The sequence below is a fragment of the Sinosporangium siamense genome (assembly GCF_016863435.1).
In the GTDB taxonomy this organism is placed as follows: domain Bacteria; phylum Actinomycetota; class Actinomycetes; order Streptosporangiales; family Streptosporangiaceae; genus Sinosporangium; species Sinosporangium siamense.
In genome coordinates this window covers 12,407-33,509 of the sequence record NZ_BOOW01000017.1, presented here as the reverse complement: position 1 = coordinate 33,509, position 21,103 = coordinate 12,407, and the positions used below count along the sequence as shown (strand labels likewise).

Genomic DNA, 21,103 nt, shown 5'->3' with positions numbered 1-21,103 from the left:
GGCAGCGCTCCCCAAAGGCAGCGCTCCCCAAAGGCAGCGCTCCCCAAAGGCAGCGCTCCCCAAAGGCAGCGCTCCCCAAAGGCAGCGCTCCCCAACACGCCGTGCCCCCGACATCCGTCACAAGGGCCACGCTCCCAAGGAGCGTCGCAAGAGCCGCTCGCGGTCTGTCACAGTGTGGCGGGGAGCGGGATCACCAGGGTGACCTCCGTGCCGCCGCCTTCGCGTGGGGCCAGGGAGAGCCGGCCGGACAACTCCCCCACCACCAGGGTGCGCACGATCTGCAGGCCGAGGCTCGTCGAGGAGTCCAGATCGAAGTCGGGAGGCAGCCCCTTGCCGTCGTCCGACACCGAGATCGAGAGCCGCTCGGGCCCCCGGGACACGATCACGTCGAGCCGCTGAGGCTGTCCGTGCTGCACCGCGTTCTGGAGCAGCTCGGTGAGCGCCATGGCCAGCGGCGTGGCCACCGTACCCGGCAACACCCCGAACGAGCCGACCCGCGCCGGCGCCACCTGGGCCTCGGGCACCGACACCTCGCCCGACATCGCGATGACGCGGTCGGCGATGTCGTCGAAGTCCACGAACTCCTCGGGAGCGTGCGACAACGTCTCGTGCACGATCGCGATCGAGCCGACACGGCGCACCGCCTCCTCCAGCGCCTCCCGCCCCTCGGGGATGCGCAGGCGCCGGGCCTGGAGGCGCAGCAGGGCGGCCACGGTCTGCAGGTTGTTCTTGACCCGATGGTGGATCTCGCGGATCGTGGCGTCCTTGGTCATCAGCTCGCGTTCCCGGCGGCGGAGCTCGGTGACGTCTCTTATCAACACGAGCGCGCCGATCCTGCCCCCGCCCACGATCAGGGGGATGGCCCTGAGCTGCACGACGGTGCTGCGCGATTCGACCTCGGTCTCGCGGGCGGCGCGGCCGCTGGCGACGAGCATGAGGTCCTCGTTGATCGGCTCGTCGGAGTAGCAGAGCATCGCGGTCACCTTGCCGAGTTCGGCGCCCACGAGGTCGGCGCCGCGGCCGAGCCGCCGGTAGGCCGACAGGGCGTTCGGCGAGGCATATGTCACGCGGCCGGCCCGGTCGAGCCGGAGCAGGCCGTCTCCGACGCGGGGAGACCTCACCATGCTCGGAGCCTCCCCGGAGAAGGGGAAGCGGCCTTCTGCGACCATCTGGGCGAGGTCGGAGGCGCTCTGGAGGTAGGTGAGCTCAAGCCGGGAGGGTGTGCGGGCGGCCGACAGGTTGGTGGACCTCTGGATCACGCCGAGGTAGCGGCCGGGGATGTGTTCGCCTCTGCGGGAGGCGGTCACATCGGAACGCCGCACCGGGATCGTCTCCTCGCGGACGGGCACCCCGCTTGACCAGTCCGGGTCGCCTTCGCGGCAGATGCGGCGTTCGGCCCAGGCGGTGTCGATCAGTGAGCGCTGGCCTTTGGCGACGACGGTGCCGACCACGTCGTCGTGGTAGACGGTCGGGCCGGTGGTCGGGCGCATCTGGGCGACCGCGATCCAGCCCGAGTCATCCTGAAGCGGAACCCAGAGGATCAGGTCGGCGAACGAGAGGTCGGCAAGCAGCTGCCAGTCGGAGACCAGCGAGTGCATCCACTCCAGGCCCGCTTCGTCGAGAGCGGTGTGGGACACCGCCAAATCGCTGAGAGTCGGCACTTGTGCATCATGCGACTTCCACGCCGAGATGGCCAACTCGAACCCGCCCGCAGACTCAAGGCCAGCATCACAACTGACCTTAAACCTGACATGACCGCTTACGAAACACCCTTGAAACGACCCGCCGCTGATCTGGACCAATGTTCTTGCGAAAATGCGCTCATGGAGGCCATTCCCACCGATCCTCTCGCACGACTCCGCGCCGCCACCGCCTCGCGGTCGGCCGCCGGGCTGCGGCGAACTCTCCGGCCACGCACTCCCGACGACGACGGTCTCGTGGATCTGGCCTCAAACGACTACCTGGGCCTGGCGAGAGACCCGAGGCTCGCCGCCGCCGCGGCTGCCGCTGCAGTCGAATGGGGCACGGGTTCCACCGGATCACGCCTGGTCACAGGCTCCACACAGCTCCACGCGGCCCTGGAGGACCGCCTGCGGGAGTTCACGGGTGCCGCGGGCGCCCTGGTGTTCTCCTCGGGCTATCTGGCCAATCTGGCCGCTGTGGCCGCGCTCGGCCGGGGCGGGCTGGTGGTGTCGGACGCTGGCAACCACGCCTCGATCGTGGACGCCTGCCGGCTGTCGCGCGGCCGGGTGGTTGTGACCCCGCACAAGGACGTGGAGGCGGTGGAGAAGATCCTCGCCGACCGGCACGAGGATCACGCGGTGGTGGTGACCGACGCGGTCTTCTCCGTCGACGGCGATCTCGCGCCGCTGGCCGACCTGCACGCGGCAGCCGTACGGCACGGCGCCCTGCTTGTCGTGGACGAGGCGCACTCGCTGGGCGTGATCGGAAAGGGCGGGCGGGGGGCGGTGCACGCGCTGGGACTCGCGGCGGATCCGAGTATCGTGAGATCGGTCACACTTTCCAAGTCTCTCGGATCTCAAGGCGGAGCTGTGCTTGGAGCCCCGGAAGTGATCGAAACTCTCGTGGACACAGGCCGGTCGTTCATTTTCGACACCGGACTGGCCCCGGCCTGCGTGGCAGCGGCACTCGCCGCTGTCGATATCCTTCAAATCCAGCCCGAACTGCCTGGATACGTGCGTGCCAGGGCACACGAGGTGGCCGCCATGGCGCGCGATCTCGGCCTTGAGACAAACGATCCTGCGGGCGCGGTCGTCTCGATCGTGCTCGGCGCACCCGAAGCAGCCCTGCGCGGCGCCGCCGTGTGCGCGGACAACGGTGTGCGCGCCGGATGCTTCCGGCCGCCCTCGGTGCCGGTCGGCCGCTCCTGCCTGCGGTTGACCGCTCGGGCCAACCTGAGTTCCGATGATCTCGTCGCGATCAGACGCGCTCTTACCGCTGTGGCCGAGATGAAGGTGAACGCGTGACTGGCGAATCCCCTCGAGTTCCGAAGTACTACGACGTCAAACGTAGCCTGCTCGAATTGACCAAGAGTCTGCACGCCGGAACGGCGCTCCCGCCGGAGCGGACGCTGGCCGTGCGCTTCGAGACATCACGCACCACCGTCCGGCAGGCTCTGACCGAACTCGTGGTGGAGGGCCGTCTCGTACGGATCCAGGGCAAGGGCACTTTTGTGGCGCAGCCCAAAGTGGCGCAGGTGCTGCAACTCACGTCCTACACCGGCGATCTCCGCATGGTCGGGCTGGAGCCCGACACCAAGATCCTCGACATCAACTACATCACCGCCGACGAGCCGCTCGCCCGCCGCCTCGCGATCAACCCCGGCGGACGGGTGTTGCGCATCCATCGTCTGCGCCTCGCCAACGGTGAGCCGATGTCGATCGACACGACCCACCTGTCGGCCCGCCGCTTCCCCCGGCTGCGCCGCGAGCTCGAGGTGCACTCGTCGTTGTACGAGACGCTGCACAACGCCTACAACGTGCAGCTGACCGACGCCGAGGAGATCATCGAGACCGTGCTGGCCACGCCGTACGACTCGCAGATCCTCGGCGTCGACGTGGGGCTGCCCATGCTGCTGCTGACCCGGCACGCCTTCGACGCCGACGGGCATCCGGTGGAGTGGGCGCAGTCGATGTATCGCGGCGACCGCTACAAGTTCGTCACGAGGTTGCGCCGGCCCTCCCCGATGCACCCCTCGTCTTTGAACTCGATCGGCCACTGACCCCGGGCGACGATCACAGGCCGGGCGCGGTCGCGCGCCCGGGCTCGTGAGACCCTCCCGCGCCGGTGAGCAGAGTGTTCCGCGGGGCTACGCTTGACGAATGAGCGTCCTGGTGGTCTCCGGCACCGACACCGGCGTGGGCAAAACCGTGGTCATGGCTGCTGTGGCGGCCCTCGCGCGTGAGCGCGGGGCGAGTGTCGCGGTGGTCAAACCCGCACAGACCGGGATCGGCCCCGATGAGCCCGGCGATCTTGACGAGGTGCGGCGCCTGGCGGGGGTGACGACGACGTTCGAGTTCGCCCGTTACCCTGATCCGCTGGCTCCGGCCGCCGCCGCCCGCCGGTCGGGGCTGCCTCCGGTGTCGCTCCCCCAGGTGGCGGCGCGGGTGGCCGAGCTGGCCGAGACACACCGCCTGGTGCTGGTGGAGGGCGCAGGCGGGCTGCTGGTGCGGTTCGACGAGGACGGCGCGACGATCGCCGATCTGGCGCACACTCTCGGGGCCCCGGTGCTGGTGGTGGCGAGGGCCACACTCGGCACGCTCAACCACACGGCGCTGACGCTGGAGGCCATGGCCAACCGCGGGCTCGACCTGGCGGGGCTCGTCATCGGTGCCTGGCCGGAGCGGCCGGGCCTCGCCGAGCGGCTCAACGTGGCCGACCTGGAGATGCTCGCGGCCCGCCCGCTGGCGGGCGCCCTGCCCGAGGGGTTGTCGGACGCCACGCCGGAGAGCTTCGCCGAGGCTGCACGCGCGGGCCTCGCACCGCTGCTGGGCGGCCACTTCGACTCCCTGACCTTCCGGCACACCGTTAAACCACGCTGATCCCGCGTTCCGTTCCGCCGGAGAACCGCCCCCTGGGACGGATCCGAGGCTCGCCCCGATCTTTCCCGGCACAGCATGGTCCGCGACGCCGATCGAGGTCCGATCGGCCGACGGCAATCTATTCACCGCCCGTAACCCGCTGGTAACGTGCCCGCATGGACCCCGCGAAGCACGCAGGAGACGTCGCCGTCGCCGTCGCCAAGGCTTACGGCATCGAGACCATGTTCACGTTGTCCGGCGGGCATGTGTTCCCGCTCTACGACGGCGCCGTCCATGAGGGGTTGCCCATCATGGACGTGCGTCACGAGCAGAGCGCGGTATTCGCGGCCGAGGCGACCGCGAGACTCACCCGAAAACCCGGCCTCGCCGTACTCACCGCGGGACCCGGTGTCACCAACGGGGTGAGCGGTGCGGCCACCGCCCACTTCAACTCCTCCCCCGTCGTGATCATGGGTGGCCGCGCGCCGCGCTCCCGCTGGGGCAGCGGCGCGCTCCAGGAGATGGACCACCCCCCGCTGTTCCAGCCCATCACCAAATTGGCCTTCACGGCGGGCTCGGCCGACAGCGTCGGCCAGGACGTCGAGACGGCATTCCGTACGGCGGTGGCCCCGCAGCGTGGCCCGGTCTTCCTGGACTTCTACATGGACGACCTGTTCTCGCCCGCGCCGGAGCACCTCGCGACAACCATGTCGCCTTCCCCGCTTGAGCCGGACACCGACGCCCTCGCCAGGATCGCCCGGCTCCTCCGCGAGGCGGAGCGCCCGGTGCTGGTGTACGGGTCGGACGTGTGGATGGACCGCGCCGAGCAGGCGGCGGTCGACTTCGCCGAGGCGTGGCGGCTCCCCGTGATCCCGAACGGCCAGGGCCGCGGCATCCTGCCCGCCGGCCACGACCTGCTGGTGACGCGGGCGCGCGGCATCGCGTTCGGCCAGGCCGACCTGGTGATCGTGGTCGGCACGCCGCTCGACTTCCGCCTCGGCTACGGGTGGTTCGGCGGCAAGGACGGCGCCCCGCCGGCCAAGGTGGTGCATCTGGCGGACGCGCCGTCGCAGCTCGCCGGGCATATCGGGCTCGCGGGGTCGGCGGCGGGCGACCTGTCGCTGGTGCTGTGGGGACTCGCCGCCGCGTGCGACGAGGCCGGGGTCAACCCGGCGCGTTACTCCCCGTGGCTGACCCGGCTCGCGGACTCCGCTGCCGCCGCCATCGCCGGGGACGCCGAGCTCCTGGCGGCCGAGTCCACTCCTATCCACCCGATGCGCATCTACGGCGAGCTGGCCAAGGTGCTCGCCGACGACGCCGTGGTCATCGGCGACGGCGGTGACTTCGTGTCCTACGCCGGGAAATACGTGGAGCCGCGCCGTCCGGGGGGCTGGCTCGACCCCGGTCCTTACGGCTGCCTCGGCACCGGCCTCGGCTATAGCATCGCCGCGCGCATCGCCCGCCCGTCGTCGCAGGTGGTGCTGCTGCTCGGCGACGGGGCGGCGGGCTTCTCGCTGATGGACGTCGACACGCTCGTGCGCCACAAGCTGCCCGTCGTCATGGTGTGCGGCAACAACGGCATGTGGGGTCTGGAGAAGCACCCCATGCAGCTCCTCTACGGCTACGACGTGGCGGCCGACCTCCAGCCTCAGTGCCGCTACGACCAGGTCGTCACGGCGCTGGGCGGCGGCGGGGAGCTGGTGACCGAGCCCTCGCAGATCGGTCCGGCCCTCCGCCGCGCCTTCGACTCTGGCGTGCCCTACATGGTCAACATCGCCACCGACCCGGAGATCGCCTACCCGCGCAACACCACCGGAATCTGACGGACTCAGGTGCCGTGAGGCGCCGGACCTTCACCGGCGCCTCCTACAGCGCAGTAGACCGGCGGCGTGCAACCCGGTCACGTGCCGTGAGGCGCCGGACCTTCACCGGCGCCTCCTTCGGCGCCTTCGACCGGCCGGCGGCCGACCGGCTCAGTTGCCGTGAGGTGTCGGGGTCGGCACCCCCGACGACGACGGGCTGGGACACGTGGCCCTCCTGTTGACGGAGATGGTCACGGTCCTGCCCACGGCCAGCCATGCGCCTTCACCCGGTTCCTGGAGCACGACCTGGGTGCAGCCGGTGGGTGGCCCCTCGTCGAGGCCGACCGAGTGGACCTTCGATTTGAAGCCCGCCCGGCTGATGACCCCGAGCGCCTGCTCCTCGGTCAGATACTCGACGTCCGGCACCTTCCGCTTCGGCGGCTGGGTCGACGGCTTGACCGAGGGAGTGCCGGTCGGCTTCGAGGTCTCCTCCGGCTCCTCCGTCGGCTGCGGCGACGGCGAATCGCTCGGCGTCGGGGTCGGGGTGACTCTCGGGCTCGGTCCGCGGGTCTCCGTGACCGATCCCCGCGCATGCGTCCTCTGCGGTGAAGAAGACGCTGTCGGTGTCCGCCGGGTCGTCGTCTTGGTGGCGGACGGCGCCGGTTTGCCGCTCGCCCCGACGTTCGTCGTGGGCGGCTCCGATTGCGCCATGCTCGTCAGCGTCACCGCGAGCACCCCCGCCCCGATGGCGACCCCGCCCGCGGCGAGCAGCGCGATGCGCCCGGGGCGGCGCCGGGGCTCGGCGCGCCGCCGCCCCCGTCCGGGTTCGGCAAGAGTGCGCACCGGCGTGGCCTCGGTCGGCTGCCCCGTGGGCGACCGGTAGTCCCCCGTCATCGGATAGACCGGAGGCTGCGTCGCCGGCGACGCGGCCGGCAACCCGGTGGGCAACGCAGCCGACGGCTGCGGGGCGGGCGCCGCCGCGATCTCACCTGTCATCGGGTACGGCAGTGCCGCACCGGCCTGTGCCGGTGAGTCGGCCTGGTAGGCGGCGGGGTCGCCGGTCGCGACGGCCTGGCGGGCCGCGAGGCTCATCGCGGCGGCGGTGGGGAACCTGCGGGCCGGGTCCTTGGACAAGGCCTGCGAGACGACCCGGCGCACGGCGGGCGGGATGTCGTCGGGCAGCGGTGGAGGATCCTCACGGATGTGCTTGAGCGCGATGGTGACGGGCGTGTCACCGTCGAACGGCCGTTGTCCCGCCAGGCACTCGTAAGCCACGACGCCGAGGGCATAGATGTCGACCATCGCCGTCACTGGGGCGCCCTCGGCCTGCTCCGGCGCGCAGTAGGCGGCGGTGCCGAGCACCATGCCCGCGTCGGTGAGCCTGCTGCCGACGTCGGACCGCGCGATGCCGAAGTCGGTCAGCACCAGCGTGCCGTCCTGGCGGACCATGAGGTTGCCCGGCTTGACGTCGCGGTGGACGATGCCCTGATCGTGGACGGCCTGAAGCGCCGAGGCGGCCTGGGCGATGAGCTCCATGGCGGGCTCGGGCCCTATCCGGCCGAGGCGCGACAGCAGGCGGTCGAGCGCCTCGCCGTCGACGAACTTCATGACGAGATAGGCCGTCGCCCCCGCGCCGGCCACCTCGGTGACACCGTAGTCGTAGACGTCGACGACTCCGGGATGGTTGATGGTCGCCATCGCGCGGGCCTCGCCCTGGAATCGCGCGACGAACCCGGGGTCGTCGGTGCGTCCGGGCAGCAGCACCTTGACGGCCACCGTGCGGGCGAGGACGACGTCCTCCCCGCGCCAAACCTCGCCCATGCCTCCAGCGCCCAGGCGGTTGTCTAAGCGGTATCTACCCGCCAGGGTCGTCCCTTGGGCCACCATGATTCCCCCGTTACCCCCCGTCGTGTCGTAGCTTCAGGCACCCTTCGCCCCGCGTGCGAACCGGGGCTGCGGACCGGCTCACGGGCAGGAGGACACACGTCTTCCGCGGCCGCACACTGCCGCGCGGCGAGGGAGGAAGCACTCTCATTCCCACAACCTCAGGGTTCTCCAACAATGCGGATTTCTATCGCGCCCAGGTAACGCCAAGGTAACAACGACCTGGCGGGCGGGCCCAAGCAGGCATATACATGCGCCCGGGCTCTACGTTAGGCGCGCGGGCGGAGATTAGTGGGCAAGATCCGAAATATCAGCTCTGCGCGAGATTTGCAACTTCGAGGCAACCTCAGGCGTCGTAGAACGAAGGGGCTCCGGCTGCCCCGCGCCGGGTGTCCCTCCGGCCCGAGCAGGCCCGCCGCGGAGGACTGGAAGCGCCGATAGCATACAGCCCGCGATTTCATCAACACTCTCGAACAACCCAAAAGTGCTCAAGCCGCCTTCCACCTCTATCGTGTGCCCATGACACTTGTCCCGGGATTGCGAGCCCAGATGTTGATCATGGTTGAACGGGAGGACACCGCGTCCAAGATCGGGAGTGGGGACGTGCCCGTGCTGGCCACCCCACGGTTGCTGACCTTTGCGGAAATGGTGACGGTGCAGGCGGTGGTCGGCCATCTTGATCCCGCACACACCTCTGTCGGCACCAGAGTGGAACTCGACCACCTGGCCGCCAGCCCCGTGGGCACACACGTCGAAGTGGTCGCCGAGTTGACCGAAGTCGACGGACGAAAGCTGGTCTTCGAATTCACCGCGCGCGACCGCGAGCAGGTCATCAGTAAAGGACGTATTGAGCGCATGGTGGTCGACCGCGAGCGTTTCATCTCACGCTCGGGCTGAACCCCGGATTGTTCCGCCACCGGAGCGCCTGCCCTGTGATCCGATCGTCGCCCGGCGCGGAGACACCTCGTGCGGGGAGAGGCCCGGTGAGGAGAGGCCCGGCCCGGAGAAGCTCGGTGGGGAGAAGCCCGGTGAGGAGAGGGCCGGCCCGGAGAGGCTCGGCGCGGAGAGGCCGATTGCAGGAAGGCCTGTTGCGGAAAGGCGCCGCACGGCGTGCTCAGCCGATCACGGCGATGACGTCGCCCTCCTGCACCACGTCGCCCTCGGCCACCTTGAGCTGGGCGACCACACCGCCGTCCTCGGCCAGCACGGGGATCTCCATCTTCATGGACTCAAGGATGACCAAGGTGTCGCCCTCCTCGACGGTGTCACCCTCCGAGACGACGACCTTCCACACGTTCGCCACCATCTCAGCGCACACTTCGGCCACCGGAACAACTTCCTCTCGTTCAATGTCGCCGGCTGCCCGGCCGATCCATTATGACCAGCCGGGTGTCGTTTCAACTCGGTAAAAGCGTGTGCGGCACGCCGTGTGTTTTCTCCTGTCCCGCCGTCTGACCTGGGAGAGGCCGCCCGCGGACCAGGTCCGCGGTCCGGACGCGGGCGCGGGACAGAGCAAGGAACGATGGATTCAGGAACGCATGCGGGAAACCAGACCGGTGTCATAGTCGCCCGACACGAACTCGTCTCGCGAGAGCAGCTCCGTGAAAAGCGGCAGATTATGCTTCGGGCCCTCGATGCGGAATGCCTCGGCCGCCTTACGTGCGCGCTCCAGCGCCTGCGCGCGGCTCTCGCCGTAAACACACAGTTTGGCCATGAGCGGGTCGTAGTAGGGGGTGACGGTGTTGCCCGCCGTGTAGCCGGAGTCGACCCGCACGCCGTCGCCCTCCGGCTCCTCCCAGACCGTGATGAGGCCGGGGCCGGGGAAGAACCTCTTCGGGTCCTCAGCGTAGACGCGGAACTCGACGGCGTGACCGGCCGACTCGACCCCCATCGGATATGACTCGCCCGAGGCGATCCTGAGCTGCTGCTCGACCAGGTCGACGCCGGTCACGAGCTCGGTGACGGGGTGTTCGACCTGGAGCCGGGTGTTCATCTCCAGGAACACGAAGTCCCGGCGAACGGTGTCGACCAGGAACTCCACGGTGCCGGCGCCGCGATAGGCGACGACCTCGCCGGCTCGCACCGCGGCCTTCAGCATGTGCTCGCGGAGTTCGGGGGTGAGGCCCGGCGACGGGGTCTCCTCGACGACCTTCTGGTGGCGCCGCTGCACCGAGCAGTCGCGCTCCCCCAAGGCGACGACGGTGCCGTTGACCAGGCCGAGGATTTGCACCTCCACGTGGCGGGCCCGCTCGATGTAGCGCTCGATCAGGATCGCGGGCACGCCCTCACCGAATCTCGCCGCCGCGCGGGAGGCGGTGTCGAACGCCTTGGTCAGCGCCGCCTCGTCGCGGGCGACGCCCATGCCGATGCCGCCACCTCCGCTCGCCGTCTTGACCATGACGGGATAGCCGATGCGGGCGGCCTCGGCGACTGCGTCGAGCAGCCCGGTGACGGGCTGACGCGTGCCGTCCGCGACGGGCACGCCGGCGGCCTCCATGAGGTTGCGGGCGTTGATTTTGTCGCCCATCGCCTCCACGGCCTCGGGCGACGGGCCGATCCACGTCAGGCCCGTCGCGGTGACCGCCCTGGCGAACGCGGCATTCTCCGCGAGGAACCCGTATCCGGGGTGGACGGCCTCCGCGCCGGTCGACCGTGCCGCGGCCAGCACCCGCTCGACGTCGAGGTAGCTCTTGGCGGGCTCGGCGGGCCCGAGCAGCACCGCCTCGTCGGCCTCCCGTACAAAAGGAAGGTCCGCGTCGGCCTCGGAATGAACGGCGACGGCGCGAAGCCCGAGGCGGCGGACCGTACGGAGAATCCTCCGCGCGATCTCTCCTCTATTGGCCACAAGAACGGATTCGCTCAGCACGCGCCCACTTTATTGCCGGAGCCTGTCCGTTGACCCGATATTAATTCTCACTGATCTGAGAACAAGAAACTGTAGGTGAGCTACAAATGGCCGCCGAGATACCCACACAAAACCACTGAAATGCCCCCCGCTCCCACCATGCCGGCGATGCTTAAGGGATGGCTTCGCCGTACTCGCGCTAAAAGTGCTGCCCGGGGGGCAGGCGGTCGACCACGCGGGACATCGCCTCGACGATCGCCGCGTCGTATTCGGTGCCCGCTGCCAGCCGCAGCCGCTCAAGGGCGGCCGCCGCGCGGTCGCGGTCGGTGGAGCCGCCGACGAGGTCGTCGTAGGCGTTGGCCGTGCGGATGATGCGGCTCGCCAGCGGCGGCTCCTCGGTCACCGGGTCGCACTGGCGGCGCACGATCTCGGCGACGCGGTCGAGCACCCCGGTCTGCCTGATCACCTCCGCGCCCAGCTCCGCGATGCGCCTCGCCTGCCCCGGGTCGGTCAGCACGGTCGCGCCGCCCGGGATCGGGTCGCGCAGCGAGAGCTGGCCGATGTCGTGCATCAGCGCCGCGTATTCGAGCTCAAGCAGCTCGGGCTCGGCCATGCCGAGCTCGCGGCCCACCGCGAGCGACAGGCGGCTGACCCGGCGCGAGTGGCCGGGCTCGACATATCCGCCGACCTCGGTGACCCGCGACAGGGCGCGCACGGTCTGGAGATAGGTCGCCCGTATCCCGGCGTATTTCCGGAAGGCCACCTGCGTCACCAGCAGCGGGGCGGCGAACACCAGCAGCGCCACGAGCCCCATGCTGTGGGAGGCGAGCGCGAGCAGCATGCCGGAGGCGGCCACGGCGGCGCCCAGCGGCGCGGCCATGCGCAGCTCGTCGCGGATCGCGACCCGGAAGGCCGTGCGCACCTGCTCGGCACGCAACATCGCCGCTATCACCACCTCGACGAACAGCGCGGCGCAGATGAGCACGGACATCACACCGAGCGCGGGCAGCCACGTGCCGCCCTCGGAGGTGGCCATGTCGCGCAGCGGCCCGGCGATGGGCCGGAACACGAAGGCCAGCAGGGCGCCGGTGAGCAGGCGCCGGGCCATCGCGTCGAGGCGCGGCGGGGTGCCCACCGCCAGGTGGGGCAGTGCGCCCGCGATCATGCCGACCGCCAGCACGGCCACGACCTGCAGAGCGGGATGCTTGATGGCCTGCCCGCCGACGTCGATCAGCAGCGTGTAGCCGAGCGCCGCCGCGGCCCCGATCGGCGCCACCTCGCGGTTGCCCGGCATCGTGAGCCTGGCCAGCTCACCCGCGGCGATCAGCACGCCGAAGCCGACCGCGACCTTCGGCTCAAGCAGGCCGGAGGCGGCGGTGTAGGCGATGCCCGCGAGCGAGACGAGCCCCGCGGTGCAGATCAGCAGCAACTGCCCCGAATCCAGCCTCGACAGGGCTTTGACCTTGTGCGTCGCGGGTCGCCTTCCCACCACGGTCATCTGGGCTCCTGCGTGTCCCTGTCGCCCGGCGGGGCCGATGGTCGCGCGCGGCCTCTCCACCTCGGGCGTCATCGCTCGGACGCCACTTGGATCGGCGTCGTCGGATCGTCGTGGTCCTTGCTGACGGTCTCGGCGCCGCCGTCGGGTACGGCGGGAGCCATGCGTGGCGGGCTCCACCCGTCGCGGTCGATCACCTTGATGAAGGCGCTGACCATCAGCGGGTCGAACTGGGTGCCGGCGCCTTTGCGCAACTCGGCCATAGCGGCCTCGATGGGCTTGGCCTTGCGGTAGGAACGGTCGGAGGTCATCGAGTCGAAGGCGTCGGCCACCGCGATAACCCTGGCGAACTCGGGAATCTCGTCGGCGGCCAGCCCCCTGGGATAGCCCTTGCCGTCGTGGCGTTCATGATGATGCATGATCCCGGCGAACGCCTCGTCGAGGAAGCCGATGCCGCGCACGATCTCCAGGCCGCGCATCGGGTGCAGCTGGATGGCGGCGAACTCCTCCTCGGTGAGTTTGCCCTCCTTCTGCAGCACCTTCGTGGGCACGCCGAGCTTGCCGACGTCGTGAAGCATGCCGGCGTAGCGGATGGCGCGCAGGCGCTCCGACTTCATCCCGATCTCCTGAGCGATCATGGTGGAGGCCAGGGAGACGCGCGTGCAGTGGCCGCGGGTGTAGTAGTCCTTGGTCTCAACCGCCTGGCAGAGGGCCGCGATGGTCGCGTCGTAGGAGTGCTGCTGGGCGCGATATTGCCCGAAGCCCCAGCGCGCCACAAAGAGCGGCAGCAGCACGAGCACCACCGAGATGGTCTGAACGGTGGCCCACAAGCCCGCGATCAGCAGGCCGAACGTCGCGTATCCGAGATAGGAGACGAGGAACTGGGCGGTGCCGACGATCGGCACCTGCTCGGCCTTGATCCCGGCGGCCAGCCACAGCATCAGCCCCGTGAGCACGAAGTTGAGCGGCACGAACACCGCGGCGGCCCCTGCGAAGGGCAGGATGAGGTCGTCGAACTGGTCGACCTTCGGCACTCCCGGTTTGCCGCCGAGCCACACGAAGGCCCAGCCGGCGATGAGCGCGCAGATCGCGAACTGCGCGCCGTTGAACAGCCGCTTGACCAGAGCGAGATTGGGACGCACGCTGAGCACGGCGGTCAGGCCGACCAGCGCCGCCCCTTCGGGCCCCACGAGCACGACGGCTGCCAGAGCGGCGGAGAAACTGACCGAGACGGCGGCCTGATTGATGTTGAGGAGGGTAGGCATCGACTCGCAGAGCACGAACAGCATCGCGAGGACCATGACCACCAAAATGTCCATCTCGCCGAACAGGTCCGGCCGGCGGGACACATCCAGGGCATACCAGATCAGGGCGAACGCGGCGCCGATCACAACTATCAAATAGGCCTTTGCAGGCCAGGGCAGTCCACGCAATGCCGCCACCTAGGGAGAAGCAGTCGGCGTGGAGAACGCGCTCAGGCCCAGGAAATGCCCGGCGGGAGAACGCTTGCCCCCGTCAAGACAGCCGCGGGAATCAGGAGCAGCAACCTCACCGCCACCCGGATGACCGTTGCCTTCACCATGAGACGCCTCCACGAAGATTCGCGAGACATAAGGCTACAGAAGCCCGGCTTCCCCGGCAGGCCAAGCAAGAAATCGCAAGCAAAGCGTAACCAAGCGAGCACAGCGAGAGACGAACAGTGCTACGACCTGCGCTGTCGTGCCCACTCCACGGTGTGCTTCAACCCGGTGGCGAGGTCGGTGCGGGGCCGCCAGCCCAGCCCGGCCAGCGCGGGCGCGGGGTCCACGGCCATCGCGGGGAGATCGCCGAGCCGGGGCGGGGCGAAGCCGGGCTCGTCCGACGCACCCGCCGCCTGCGCCACCAGCGTGTGCAGATCACGGTCGGTGGTCTGCAGGCCGGTGCCGAGGTTGAACCTTCCGCCGCCGCCCGCCTCACCGCAGGCCCGGGCGAAACCGTCGACGACGTCCTCGACGTAGATGTAGTCGCGGGTCTGGCCGCCGTCGCCGTAGACCACCGTGGGCGCGCCGTCGAGCAGGGCGTCGGTGAAGATCGCCACCACGCCCGCCTCGCCCTCCGGCGACTGGCGGGGGCCGTAGACGTTGGAGAGCACCAGCGTCGTGTAGTCGATGCCGTGAAGCGCCTTGAACGTCGCGAGGTAGACCTCCCCCGACAACTTGGACGCCGCATAGGGCGAACGAGGGTCGGTCGCCGCGTCACCGGGCACCGGGATGACCGCGGGCCTGCCGTAAACCGCCACCGAGGAGGCGAAGACGACCTTGCGAGTGCCCACCCGCTGCGCGGCGGTCAGCACCGAGACCGTGCCCTCCACGTTGAGCCGCGCGTCGTGCAGCGGGTCGGCCACGCTCTTGCGCACACTGATCTGCGCCGCCAGGTGGCAGATCACCTCGGGCCGGAACTCCGCCGCCAGTTCGCCGACCGCGGGGTCGCGGATGTCGAGCTCGTGCACGGCGAACCGGTCACCGGCCTCGGCCGCGGCGGTCAGGTTGACGCGGTCACCCGAGGAGAAGTCGTCCACCACCCGGACCTCGTGGCCGTCGGCAAGCAGCCGGTCGACCAGGTTGGACCCGATGAAGCCCGCTCCGCCGGTGACGAGCACGCGCATATGAGGCCCTCCTGGAAGTCGTGAGCGGCTCCCCCGGTGGGCGCCGGTGCGATCCTAGCCCGCCGGGCGGCCCGCCACGCCCGCACCTCTCGTCACCCGGCTTGCCGTCGCCGACCGGCTTGCCGCCCGGCTCGCCACTCGGCTTGTCACCGGGCTTGCCGCCCGGCTCGTCACTCGCCGAGGTCTTGGCGGACCTGGGCTATGCGTTCCAGGACCTTGGCGCGCAGGTCCGTGGGGACCGGGTCGCAGCCGCAGTGTTTGGCCACGAGTTGCTTCACGGCCTTCTCCAGCCCGAACTCCTGGAGGCACGGCCCGCATTCGTCCAGGTGCTGGCGTATGTCGGCGCAGTCGCCCGCGCCGAGCTCACCGTCGAGGTAGGTGTAGACCTTGTCCAGCACATCACGACAGTCGGTGTCGTGCGGGTCGCCGCAGCTCATTTCGATCCCTCCGCCGGGACCAGGCCACGCTCACGCGCGTAGTCGGAAAGGTGCGTCCTGAGCAGTCGCCTTCCCCTGTGGAGCCTGGACATCACGGTGCCAATCGGCGTGCCCATGATGTCGGCGATCTCCTTGTAAGGGAAGCCCTCGACGTCGGCGAGGTAGACCGCGATGCGGAACTCCTCGGGCAGCGCGGCCAGCGCGTCCTTCACATCGCTGTCGGGAAGGTGCTCCAACGCCTCGATCTCGGCAGACTTGAGCCCGGTTGAGGTGTGGGACTCGGCACGTGCGAGCTGCCAGTCCTCGATCTCCTCCGTGCCGGCCTGCTTAGGCTCCCGCTGCTTCTTGCGGTAGCTGTTGATAAAAGTGTTGGTAAGGATTCGGTAGAGCCAGGCTTTGAGGTTCGTCCCCTCCTGGAACTGGTGGAAGGACGCGAACGCCTTGGCGAAGGTCTCCTGCAGGAGATCCTCCGCGTCCGGCGGATTCCTGGTCATCCGGAGAGCCGCGGAATAGAGCTGCTCGAGATACGGCATCACGTCGCGCTCGAACCGCGCGCTCCGCTGCTCCACGGTCTCCGTGCCTGTAGCAGCGACCGGACCCACCCCCTTAAGATCACTGGCGCCCGGCTGAGCCGGCACGCCGTATCTAGCGGAGGATACCTGTTCATCTGGAAAGACCCACTCGCTGGGTCGGTTCGGAAGGTCAAGCAACGCGGCCATGCACTCGGCAACACGCTCGCCCGGGCGTCTGTTCCCGCAATATGGAGGTGAAGATGTACCCGGTACGGGGAAAGTAGGTACGTACCGGTTGGTAGGCCATCCTCGGAGACGATGACGCTCAGGAGTCGCTTGTGCTGCCCATTCCGGCCGAAGAACTGAACGGCTCAGGGACTCTTGGGCCGTACTGGACGTTCTATAGAGCGGTCGTCGCCGAGCAGCTCGACCGATGGCTCCCGGACGACCCCTCGGTCGTGCTTGATCTTTCCGGTGGGCAGGGACGCTGGTCGGCACAGGCCGCCAGGGCCGGGCACAAGGTGCTCGAAGTGGTGGACTTCCGCCGGGCGGCGGGGACGCCCGGGCGCTTCGGGCCCCACGACGCCGACCGGGTGCGCCATGTGCGGGCCGACGATCTGGGCTTCCTCCCCGACGCGAGCGTGGACGCCGTCGTGGCCGAGGAGCGCGCCATGTCGGTCGAACTGATGGCCGAATCGGCGATGAGCGACGTGGCGAGGGTGCTGCGCCCCGGCGGGCGGGCATTGGTGTGCGTCGACTCGCTCGTACTCGGCATGGCGATCCTGGCCGAGCAGAACTACTGGGCGCACCTACGCCAGATCGACGAAGTGCTGTTGATCCCCTGGCCCGACGGCAGCATCACCCGCTGCTATACGAGCGTGCAGCTCCGCGAACTGCTGACCGGCGCGGGCCTCACGGTCGAGTGGGTGCGCCCGCGCACGGTGCTGTCCCCCTCGACCGTGGATCACGTGCTGGCCTCCGACTCCCGCGCGCTGGCGTGGCTGGTCACCACCGAGCTCGAAGCGCGCCCGGACGACGACACTGTGGGCATCCATCTGGTCGCGAGCGCACGCAAGAGCGAGTGAGCCAGAAAAGCGCCATAAGCCCCGGGCGGCTCACTTTCGCCGCCCGGACAGTAACTCGGCAGAACCTCGGCAGGGACTCGGCAAACCCACCGGGAGAATCACGCGGCGGGTGGACACTCGGCGGCCCGCCGGTGCCCTCAGCGCCGCCTTTCGATTTTTGATTGGCATTGGACGCAGCGCGCCGCCTCGGGCCTGGCCTCCAGCCTGCCCTCCGGCACGAGTTTCCCGCAGTCCAGGCATCGCCCGTAGGCGCCTTCCTCCAGGCGTTTGAGGGCCGCGATCACCGCCACCCGCTGCTTGGACGCGACGTCCAGCATGGCCTGATGACGGTCGGTGTCGGTCAGGTCGGCGCCTGCGTCGGCCGCCGACCTCTCGCGCAGCGCCACGGGATCTCCGCGCAGCACACCGATGGAACGCTCGATCTTGGCAAGCATGTCCTGTAGACGTGTACGAGCGATCCGGTCGTCCACGAAATCCACACCTCCGGGATGAGACGGGGGAGGCCGCGACGGGATTCCCCGGATATCCCGTCCGGCGTGGTGGGAGTGTCACGGTGGGTTCGCCACCGCTATTTCTCACCCGATTCCCACTTTTTACGAAGTTCACACGGAAATTTTTTACTCCGCTACTTCGTCCCGTCTCCTGCCTGCCGACTCGCCTGCTTGGACGGCGGGCCCGACGACCCGAATAGGCGCGTCGGGCCGCCGCCGTCTTCTTTTCACACGTCAATTGGCGGGGTCACCGTTCAGGCGTGCCCATCGCCGCGCCCATCGCCGCGCCCATCAAAAAAAGAGACGCACCCGTCAAAAGAGAGGGGTCTCCTCTTCCGACACTTCATCCAGCAACTCCGGCCCGTTCCTGCGGACGTCGTTCACCGCGGTCGACACCCGGCGCGCCTCCAGCCCGCCCGGCTCCGGCGGGACAAGCAACCGCAGAGCGTCGCCCGGGTCGGTGAGAAGCGGGTCGAGCCAGTCGTCCCAGTGGTCGCGCTTGATGATCATCGGCATGCGCTGGTGGATGTGGCCGATGTCGTCCTCGGCCTCGGTCGTGATGATCGTGCATGTGGTGAGCCACCGCAGCGGGTCCTCCGCCGCCCTGGTGGGGTCCTTCCAGAACTCGTACAGCCCGGCCATGGCCATCACTCCCCCGTCCCTGGGGTGAATGAAAAAGGGCTGCTTCTTCTTCTTGGTCCTGTCCTCCTGGTACCACTCGTAAAAGCCGTCGGCCGGGATGAGGCACCGGCGCTGCGCGAACGCCTTGCGATAGGCCGGTTTCTCGGCCACGGTCTCGGCCCTGGCGTTGATCATCTTCGAGCCGGCGGACGGATCCTTCGCCCACGGCGGGACAAGACCCCACCTCAGCACTCTGAGTTGCCGCACGGCGTGGTCGGTCTCTTTCGGAATCCTGGTCAGCACGGCGTACACATTCTTGGTGGGCGCCACGTTGTAATCGGGAGCGAGTTCCGCGTCCGCGGCGCCGTCGAGTTCGACCTGGAACTCCTCCAGCAACTCATGCTTCTCACGCGCCGACGCGTATCTTCCACACATACACCCACCCTGCCACGGCCGTATGCAACGGTAGGCTTTTCGTCATGTCCGCTCCGTTGTGGCCCGCGCCCCTTGCCGCAGATCCCGTCGACGCGACGGTTCCCCTGCCCGGCTCCAAGTCGGTGACCAACCGCGCCCTGCCGCTCGCCGCGCTCGCCGAGGCACCCGGCACCGTACGGCTGGCGCTGCGCAGCCGTGACGCGGATCTCATGGCCGACGCCCTCCGCTCGCTGGGGGCGGGGCTCACGCCGTACAACGAGAGCGCTTCCAGCGTCGACTGGACGATCACGCCGGGCCCGCTGCGCGGCGGCGCGCGAATCGACGCGGGGCTCGCGGGGACGGTGATGCGGTTCGTGCCGCCGGTGGCGGCGCTCGCCGACGGCGAGGTCTTCTTCGACGGCGATCCGGCCGCGCGCAAGCGGCCGATGGGGCCGATCCTCGGGGCGCTGCGGGTGCTCGGGGCGGAGGTGCACGGCGAGGCGCTGCCGTTCACGGTGCGGGGTCCTGTGGCAGGGGGCGAGGTGACGCTCGACGCGTCGGCCTCCTCCCAGTTGATCTCGGGGCTGCTGCTGGCCGGGGCGCGCTTCGAGAAGGGTGTCACCGTGCGACATGCCGGGCCGCCGGTGCCGTCGGCGCCGCACATCCGCATGACCGTGCTGATGCTCCGCGAGGCGGGGGTGACGGTCGACGACTCCGAGCCCGACACGTGGCGGGTGGAGCCAGGCCCGATCGCGGCCAGGGACTATACGGTGGAGCCCGACCTGTCGAACGCCGCGCCGTTCCTGGCCGCGGCGATGATCACGGGCGGCTCGGTGACGATTCCCGGCTGGCCCGAGCGCACGACGCAGCCCGGCGATCAGCTGCGGGGCCTGCTGTCGGAGATGGGGGCGACCGTCGAGTTGAGGGGGGAGGGGCTGGTGCTGACCGGTACGGGCCGTGTGTCGGGCATCGACGCCGACCTGCGTGAGGTCGGCGAGCTCACCCCCACGCTCGCCGCGCTCGCCGCGCTCGCGGACTCGCCGAGCAGGCTGCGGGGCATCGCCCACCTGCGCGGCCACGAGACCGACCGGCTGGCCGCGCTGGCCGCCGAGATCAACCGGCTCGGCGGCGACGCGCGGGAGACCGAGGATGGGCTCGCCATCACCCCGAGGCCCCTGTCGGGTGGGGTGTTCCACAGCTACGAGGACCACCGCATGGCCACCGCCGGCGCGGTGATCGGCCTCGCCGTGCCGGGGATCCAGGTGGAGAACATCGCGACGACCGGCAAGACCCTTCCGGAGTTCGCCCACATGTGGGCACGGATGCTGGGGGGCGACCGCTGAGAAGGCGGGAATACGACGAGGACGACGTCAGGGTCCGGCCGGGCAAAGGGTCCCGGCCGCGGACCCGGCGCAGGCCCGCGCACGAAAACGCCGTCGCCGGCTTCGTCGTGGGGGTTGACCGGGGGCGCTACACGTGCCTGACGGCCTCGACCGGGGAGACGATCGTCGCCATGAAGGCCCGCGAGCTCGGCCGCAAGGGCATCGTGGTCGGCGACCGGGTCGCGCTCGTGGGGGACGTGTCGGGGCGGCCCGACTCGCTGGCCAGGGTCGTCCGGGTGGAGCCCAGGACATCCATGCTTCGCCGTACGGCGGACGACACCGACGACGTGGAGCGTCCCGTCGTCGCCAACGCCGACCAACTGGTGATCGTCACCGCTCTGGCCGATCCCGAGCCGCGTCCGCGCATGATCGACCGGATATTGGTGGCCGCGTTCGACGCGGAGATCGACCCGCTGCTTTGCCTGACGAAGGCGGACCTGGCGCCGCCCGATGAGTTCGTGGCCCTTTATGCCCCGCTGGGCGTGCCGTACGTCGTGGTGCAGAAGGGCGGTTCCCTCGACGCCCTGCGTGAGGCGCTCGACGGCCGGGTCAGCGTGCTCGTCGGCCACTCGGGGGTCGGCAAGTCCACTCTGGTCAACGCCCTCGTCCCCGACGCCGACCGGGCCGTGGCCCACGTCAATCCCGTGACCGGGCGCGGCCGTCACACCTCCACCTCGGCGGTGGCGCTGGAGCTTCCCGAGGGCGGCTGGATCATCGACACGCCCGGCGTGCGGAGCTTCGGGCTCGCCCACGTCTCGGTGGAGACGGTGCTGGCGTCCTTCCCCGATCTGTCCCCAAGCACCGTCCACTGCCCCAAGGGGTGCAACCACCTGGGCGAGGAGTGTGCCCTCCCCGCCTGGGTCGAATCCGGCCAGGCCGACCCCGCCCGTCTCCAGTCCCTCCGCCGCCTGCTCGCCAGCCGCGAGGGCACCCCGGACGAGGACTGACCG

The 21,103-nt window shown here is 69.6% G+C and carries 19 protein-coding genes; 8 read left to right on the top strand and 11 right to left on the bottom strand.

Annotated elements, in window-relative coordinates; translation table 11 throughout:
• Positions 1 to 167: 167 nt before the first annotated feature.
• On the bottom strand, positions 168 to 1,661 hold the full coding sequence (locus Ssi02_RS13385; RefSeq protein WP_204025403.1) for a PAS domain-containing sensor histidine kinase: 1,494 nt from the start codon (positions 1,659 to 1,661) through the stop codon (positions 168 to 170).
• Between the two features lie 162 nt (positions 1,662 to 1,823).
• On the opposite strand from Ssi02_RS13385, the gene Ssi02_RS13380 reads away from it, so the two are divergent.
• The 4 genes from Ssi02_RS13380 to Ssi02_RS13365 all read left to right on the top strand — a co-directional run bounded on the left by Ssi02_RS13380 (position 1,824) and on the right by Ssi02_RS13365 (position 6,364).
• Positions 1,824 to 2,987, top strand: coding sequence for an 8-amino-7-oxononanoate synthase (locus Ssi02_RS13380; protein ID WP_239128886.1), 1,164 nt, complete (start codon positions 1,824 to 1,826; stop codon positions 2,985 to 2,987).
• Entirely contained in the window at positions 2,984 to 3,742 is a 759-nt protein-coding gene (locus tag Ssi02_RS13375) for a GntR family transcriptional regulator (RefSeq protein ID WP_204025399.1), read from the top strand. The genes Ssi02_RS13380 and Ssi02_RS13375 overlap by 4 nt, the downstream gene beginning before the upstream one ends.
• Before the next feature lie 100 nt (positions 3,743 to 3,842).
• Positions 3,843 to 4,562, top strand: a complete 720-nt coding sequence (gene bioD, locus Ssi02_RS13370) for a dethiobiotin synthase (RefSeq protein WP_204025396.1) — start codon at positions 3,843 to 3,845, stop codon at positions 4,560 to 4,562.
• A 155-nt stretch (positions 4,563 to 4,717) separates the two neighbouring features.
• Complete coding sequence (locus Ssi02_RS13365; RefSeq protein ID WP_204025394.1) at positions 4,718 to 6,364, top strand: acetolactate synthase; 1,647 nt, start codon at positions 4,718 to 4,720, stop codon at positions 6,362 to 6,364.
• A 150-nt stretch (positions 6,365 to 6,514) separates the two neighbouring features.
• Here the strand turns inward: Ssi02_RS13365 and Ssi02_RS13360 are convergent, their stop codons facing one another.
• On the bottom strand, positions 6,515 to 8,230 hold the full coding sequence (locus Ssi02_RS13360; protein WP_204025392.1) for a serine/threonine-protein kinase: 1,716 nt from the start codon (positions 8,228 to 8,230) through the stop codon (positions 6,515 to 6,517).
• 516 nt (positions 8,231 to 8,746) lie between these two features.
• Here Ssi02_RS13360 and Ssi02_RS13355 point away from each other — a divergent pair.
• Positions 8,747 to 9,124, top strand: a complete 378-nt coding sequence (locus Ssi02_RS13355; RefSeq protein ID WP_373870133.1) for a thioesterase family protein — start codon at positions 8,747 to 8,749, stop codon at positions 9,122 to 9,124.
• A gap of 217 nt (positions 9,125 to 9,341) precedes the next feature.
• Here the strand turns inward: Ssi02_RS13355 and Ssi02_RS13350 are convergent, their stop codons facing one another.
• From Ssi02_RS13350 to Ssi02_RS13320, 7 genes are all read right to left on the bottom strand, one after another.
• A complete protein-coding gene (locus Ssi02_RS13350; protein ID WP_204025390.1) occupies positions 9,342 to 9,554 on the bottom strand; it encodes a biotin/lipoyl-binding carrier protein in 213 nt (70 codons plus the stop codon).
• Between the two features lie 201 nt (positions 9,555 to 9,755).
• On the bottom strand, positions 9,756 to 11,093 hold the full coding sequence (locus tag Ssi02_RS13345; protein ID WP_239128883.1) for an acetyl-CoA carboxylase biotin carboxylase subunit: 1,338 nt from the start codon (positions 11,091 to 11,093) through the stop codon (positions 9,756 to 9,758).
• Between the two features lie 178 nt (positions 11,094 to 11,271).
• Positions 11,272 to 12,570, bottom strand: coding sequence for an HD-GYP domain-containing protein (locus Ssi02_RS13340; protein ID WP_204025389.1), 1,299 nt, complete (start codon positions 12,568 to 12,570; stop codon positions 11,272 to 11,274).
• Between the two features lie 68 nt (positions 12,571 to 12,638).
• Positions 12,639 to 13,958, bottom strand: a complete 1,320-nt coding sequence (locus Ssi02_RS13335) for an HD-GYP domain-containing protein (protein ID WP_307825658.1) — start codon at positions 13,956 to 13,958, stop codon at positions 12,639 to 12,641.
• Between the two features lie 311 nt (positions 13,959 to 14,269).
• Positions 14,270 to 15,211, bottom strand: coding sequence for an NAD-dependent epimerase/dehydratase family protein (locus Ssi02_RS13330; RefSeq protein ID WP_204025387.1), 942 nt, complete (start codon positions 15,209 to 15,211; stop codon positions 14,270 to 14,272).
• 170 nt (positions 15,212 to 15,381) lie between these two features.
• Positions 15,382 to 15,648, bottom strand: a complete 267-nt coding sequence (gene rsrA, locus Ssi02_RS13325) for a mycothiol system anti-sigma-R factor (protein ID WP_204025386.1) — start codon at positions 15,646 to 15,648, stop codon at positions 15,382 to 15,384.
• Positions 15,645 to 16,250: a sigma-70 family RNA polymerase sigma factor gene (locus tag Ssi02_RS13320; RefSeq protein WP_204025385.1), complete on the bottom strand. Its 606-nt coding sequence runs from the start codon at positions 16,248 to 16,250 to the stop codon at positions 15,645 to 15,647. Before Ssi02_RS13320 ends, rsrA begins: the two co-directional genes overlap by 4 nt.
• Before the next feature lie 248 nt (positions 16,251 to 16,498).
• Between Ssi02_RS13320 and Ssi02_RS13315 the strand changes: the two genes are divergently transcribed.
• A complete protein-coding gene (locus tag Ssi02_RS13315; RefSeq protein ID WP_204025384.1) occupies positions 16,499 to 17,245 on the top strand; it encodes a class I SAM-dependent methyltransferase in 747 nt (248 codons plus the stop codon).
• A gap of 137 nt (positions 17,246 to 17,382) precedes the next feature.
• Here Ssi02_RS13315 and Ssi02_RS13310 read toward each other — a convergent pair whose 3' ends face one another.
• Together Ssi02_RS13310 and Ssi02_RS13305 are read right to left on the bottom strand one after the other, a co-directional pair.
• Entirely contained in the window at positions 17,383 to 17,715 is a 333-nt protein-coding gene (locus Ssi02_RS13310) for a TraR/DksA family transcriptional regulator (RefSeq protein ID WP_204025382.1), read from the bottom strand.
• 333 nt (positions 17,716 to 18,048) lie between these two features.
• Positions 18,049 to 18,792, bottom strand: coding sequence for an SOS response-associated peptidase (locus tag Ssi02_RS13305; protein WP_204025379.1), 744 nt, complete (start codon positions 18,790 to 18,792; stop codon positions 18,049 to 18,051).
• A gap of 44 nt (positions 18,793 to 18,836) precedes the next feature.
• On the opposite strand from Ssi02_RS13305, the gene aroA reads away from it, so the two are divergent.
• The gene (aroA, locus tag Ssi02_RS13300; protein WP_204025377.1) at positions 18,837 to 20,114 is read left to right on the top strand and encodes a 3-phosphoshikimate 1-carboxyvinyltransferase; all 1,278 of its coding nucleotides are present in this window, start codon (positions 18,837 to 18,839) and stop codon (positions 20,112 to 20,114) included.
• Positions 20,084 to 21,100, top strand: a complete 1,017-nt coding sequence (rsgA, locus tag Ssi02_RS13295; protein WP_373870132.1) for a ribosome small subunit-dependent GTPase A — start codon at positions 20,084 to 20,086, stop codon at positions 21,098 to 21,100. The genes aroA and rsgA overlap by 31 nt, the downstream gene beginning before the upstream one ends.
• Positions 21,101 to 21,103: the final 3 nt, after the last annotated feature.

Bases quoted from the DNA above. Each gene is read 5' to 3' on its own strand.
- Ssi02_RS13380 (WP_239128886.1), top strand. From the start codon at position 1,824: ATGGAGGCCATTCCCACCGATCCTCTCGCACGACTCCGCGCCGCCACC.
- bioD (WP_204025396.1), top strand. From the start codon at position 3,843: ATGAGCGTCCTGGTGGTCTCCGGCACCGACACCGGCGTGGGCAAAACC.
- Ssi02_RS13365 (WP_204025394.1), top strand. From the start codon at position 4,718: ATGGACCCCGCGAAGCACGCAGGAGACGTCGCCGTCGCCGTCGCCAAG.
- Ssi02_RS13360 (WP_204025392.1), bottom strand. From the start codon at position 8,230: ATGGTGGCCCAAGGGACGACCCTGGCGGGTAGATACCGCTTAGACAAC.
- Ssi02_RS13355 (WP_373870133.1), top strand. From the start codon at position 8,747: ATGACACTTGTCCCGGGATTGCGAGCCCAGATGTTGATCATGGTTGAA.
- Ssi02_RS13340 (WP_204025389.1), bottom strand. From the start codon at position 12,570: ATGACCGTGGTGGGAAGGCGACCCGCGACGCACAAGGTCAAAGCCCTG.
- Ssi02_RS13330 (WP_204025387.1), bottom strand. From the start codon at position 15,211: ATGCGCGTGCTCGTCACCGGCGGAGCGGGCTTCATCGGGTCCAACCTG.
- rsrA (WP_204025386.1), bottom strand. From the start codon at position 15,648: ATGAGCTGCGGCGACCCGCACGACACCGACTGTCGTGATGTGCTGGAC.
- Ssi02_RS13305 (WP_204025379.1), bottom strand. From the start codon at position 18,792: ATGTGTGGAAGATACGCGTCGGCGCGTGAGAAGCATGAGTTGCTGGAG.
- aroA (WP_204025377.1), top strand. From the start codon at position 18,837: ATGTCCGCTCCGTTGTGGCCCGCGCCCCTTGCCGCAGATCCCGTCGAC.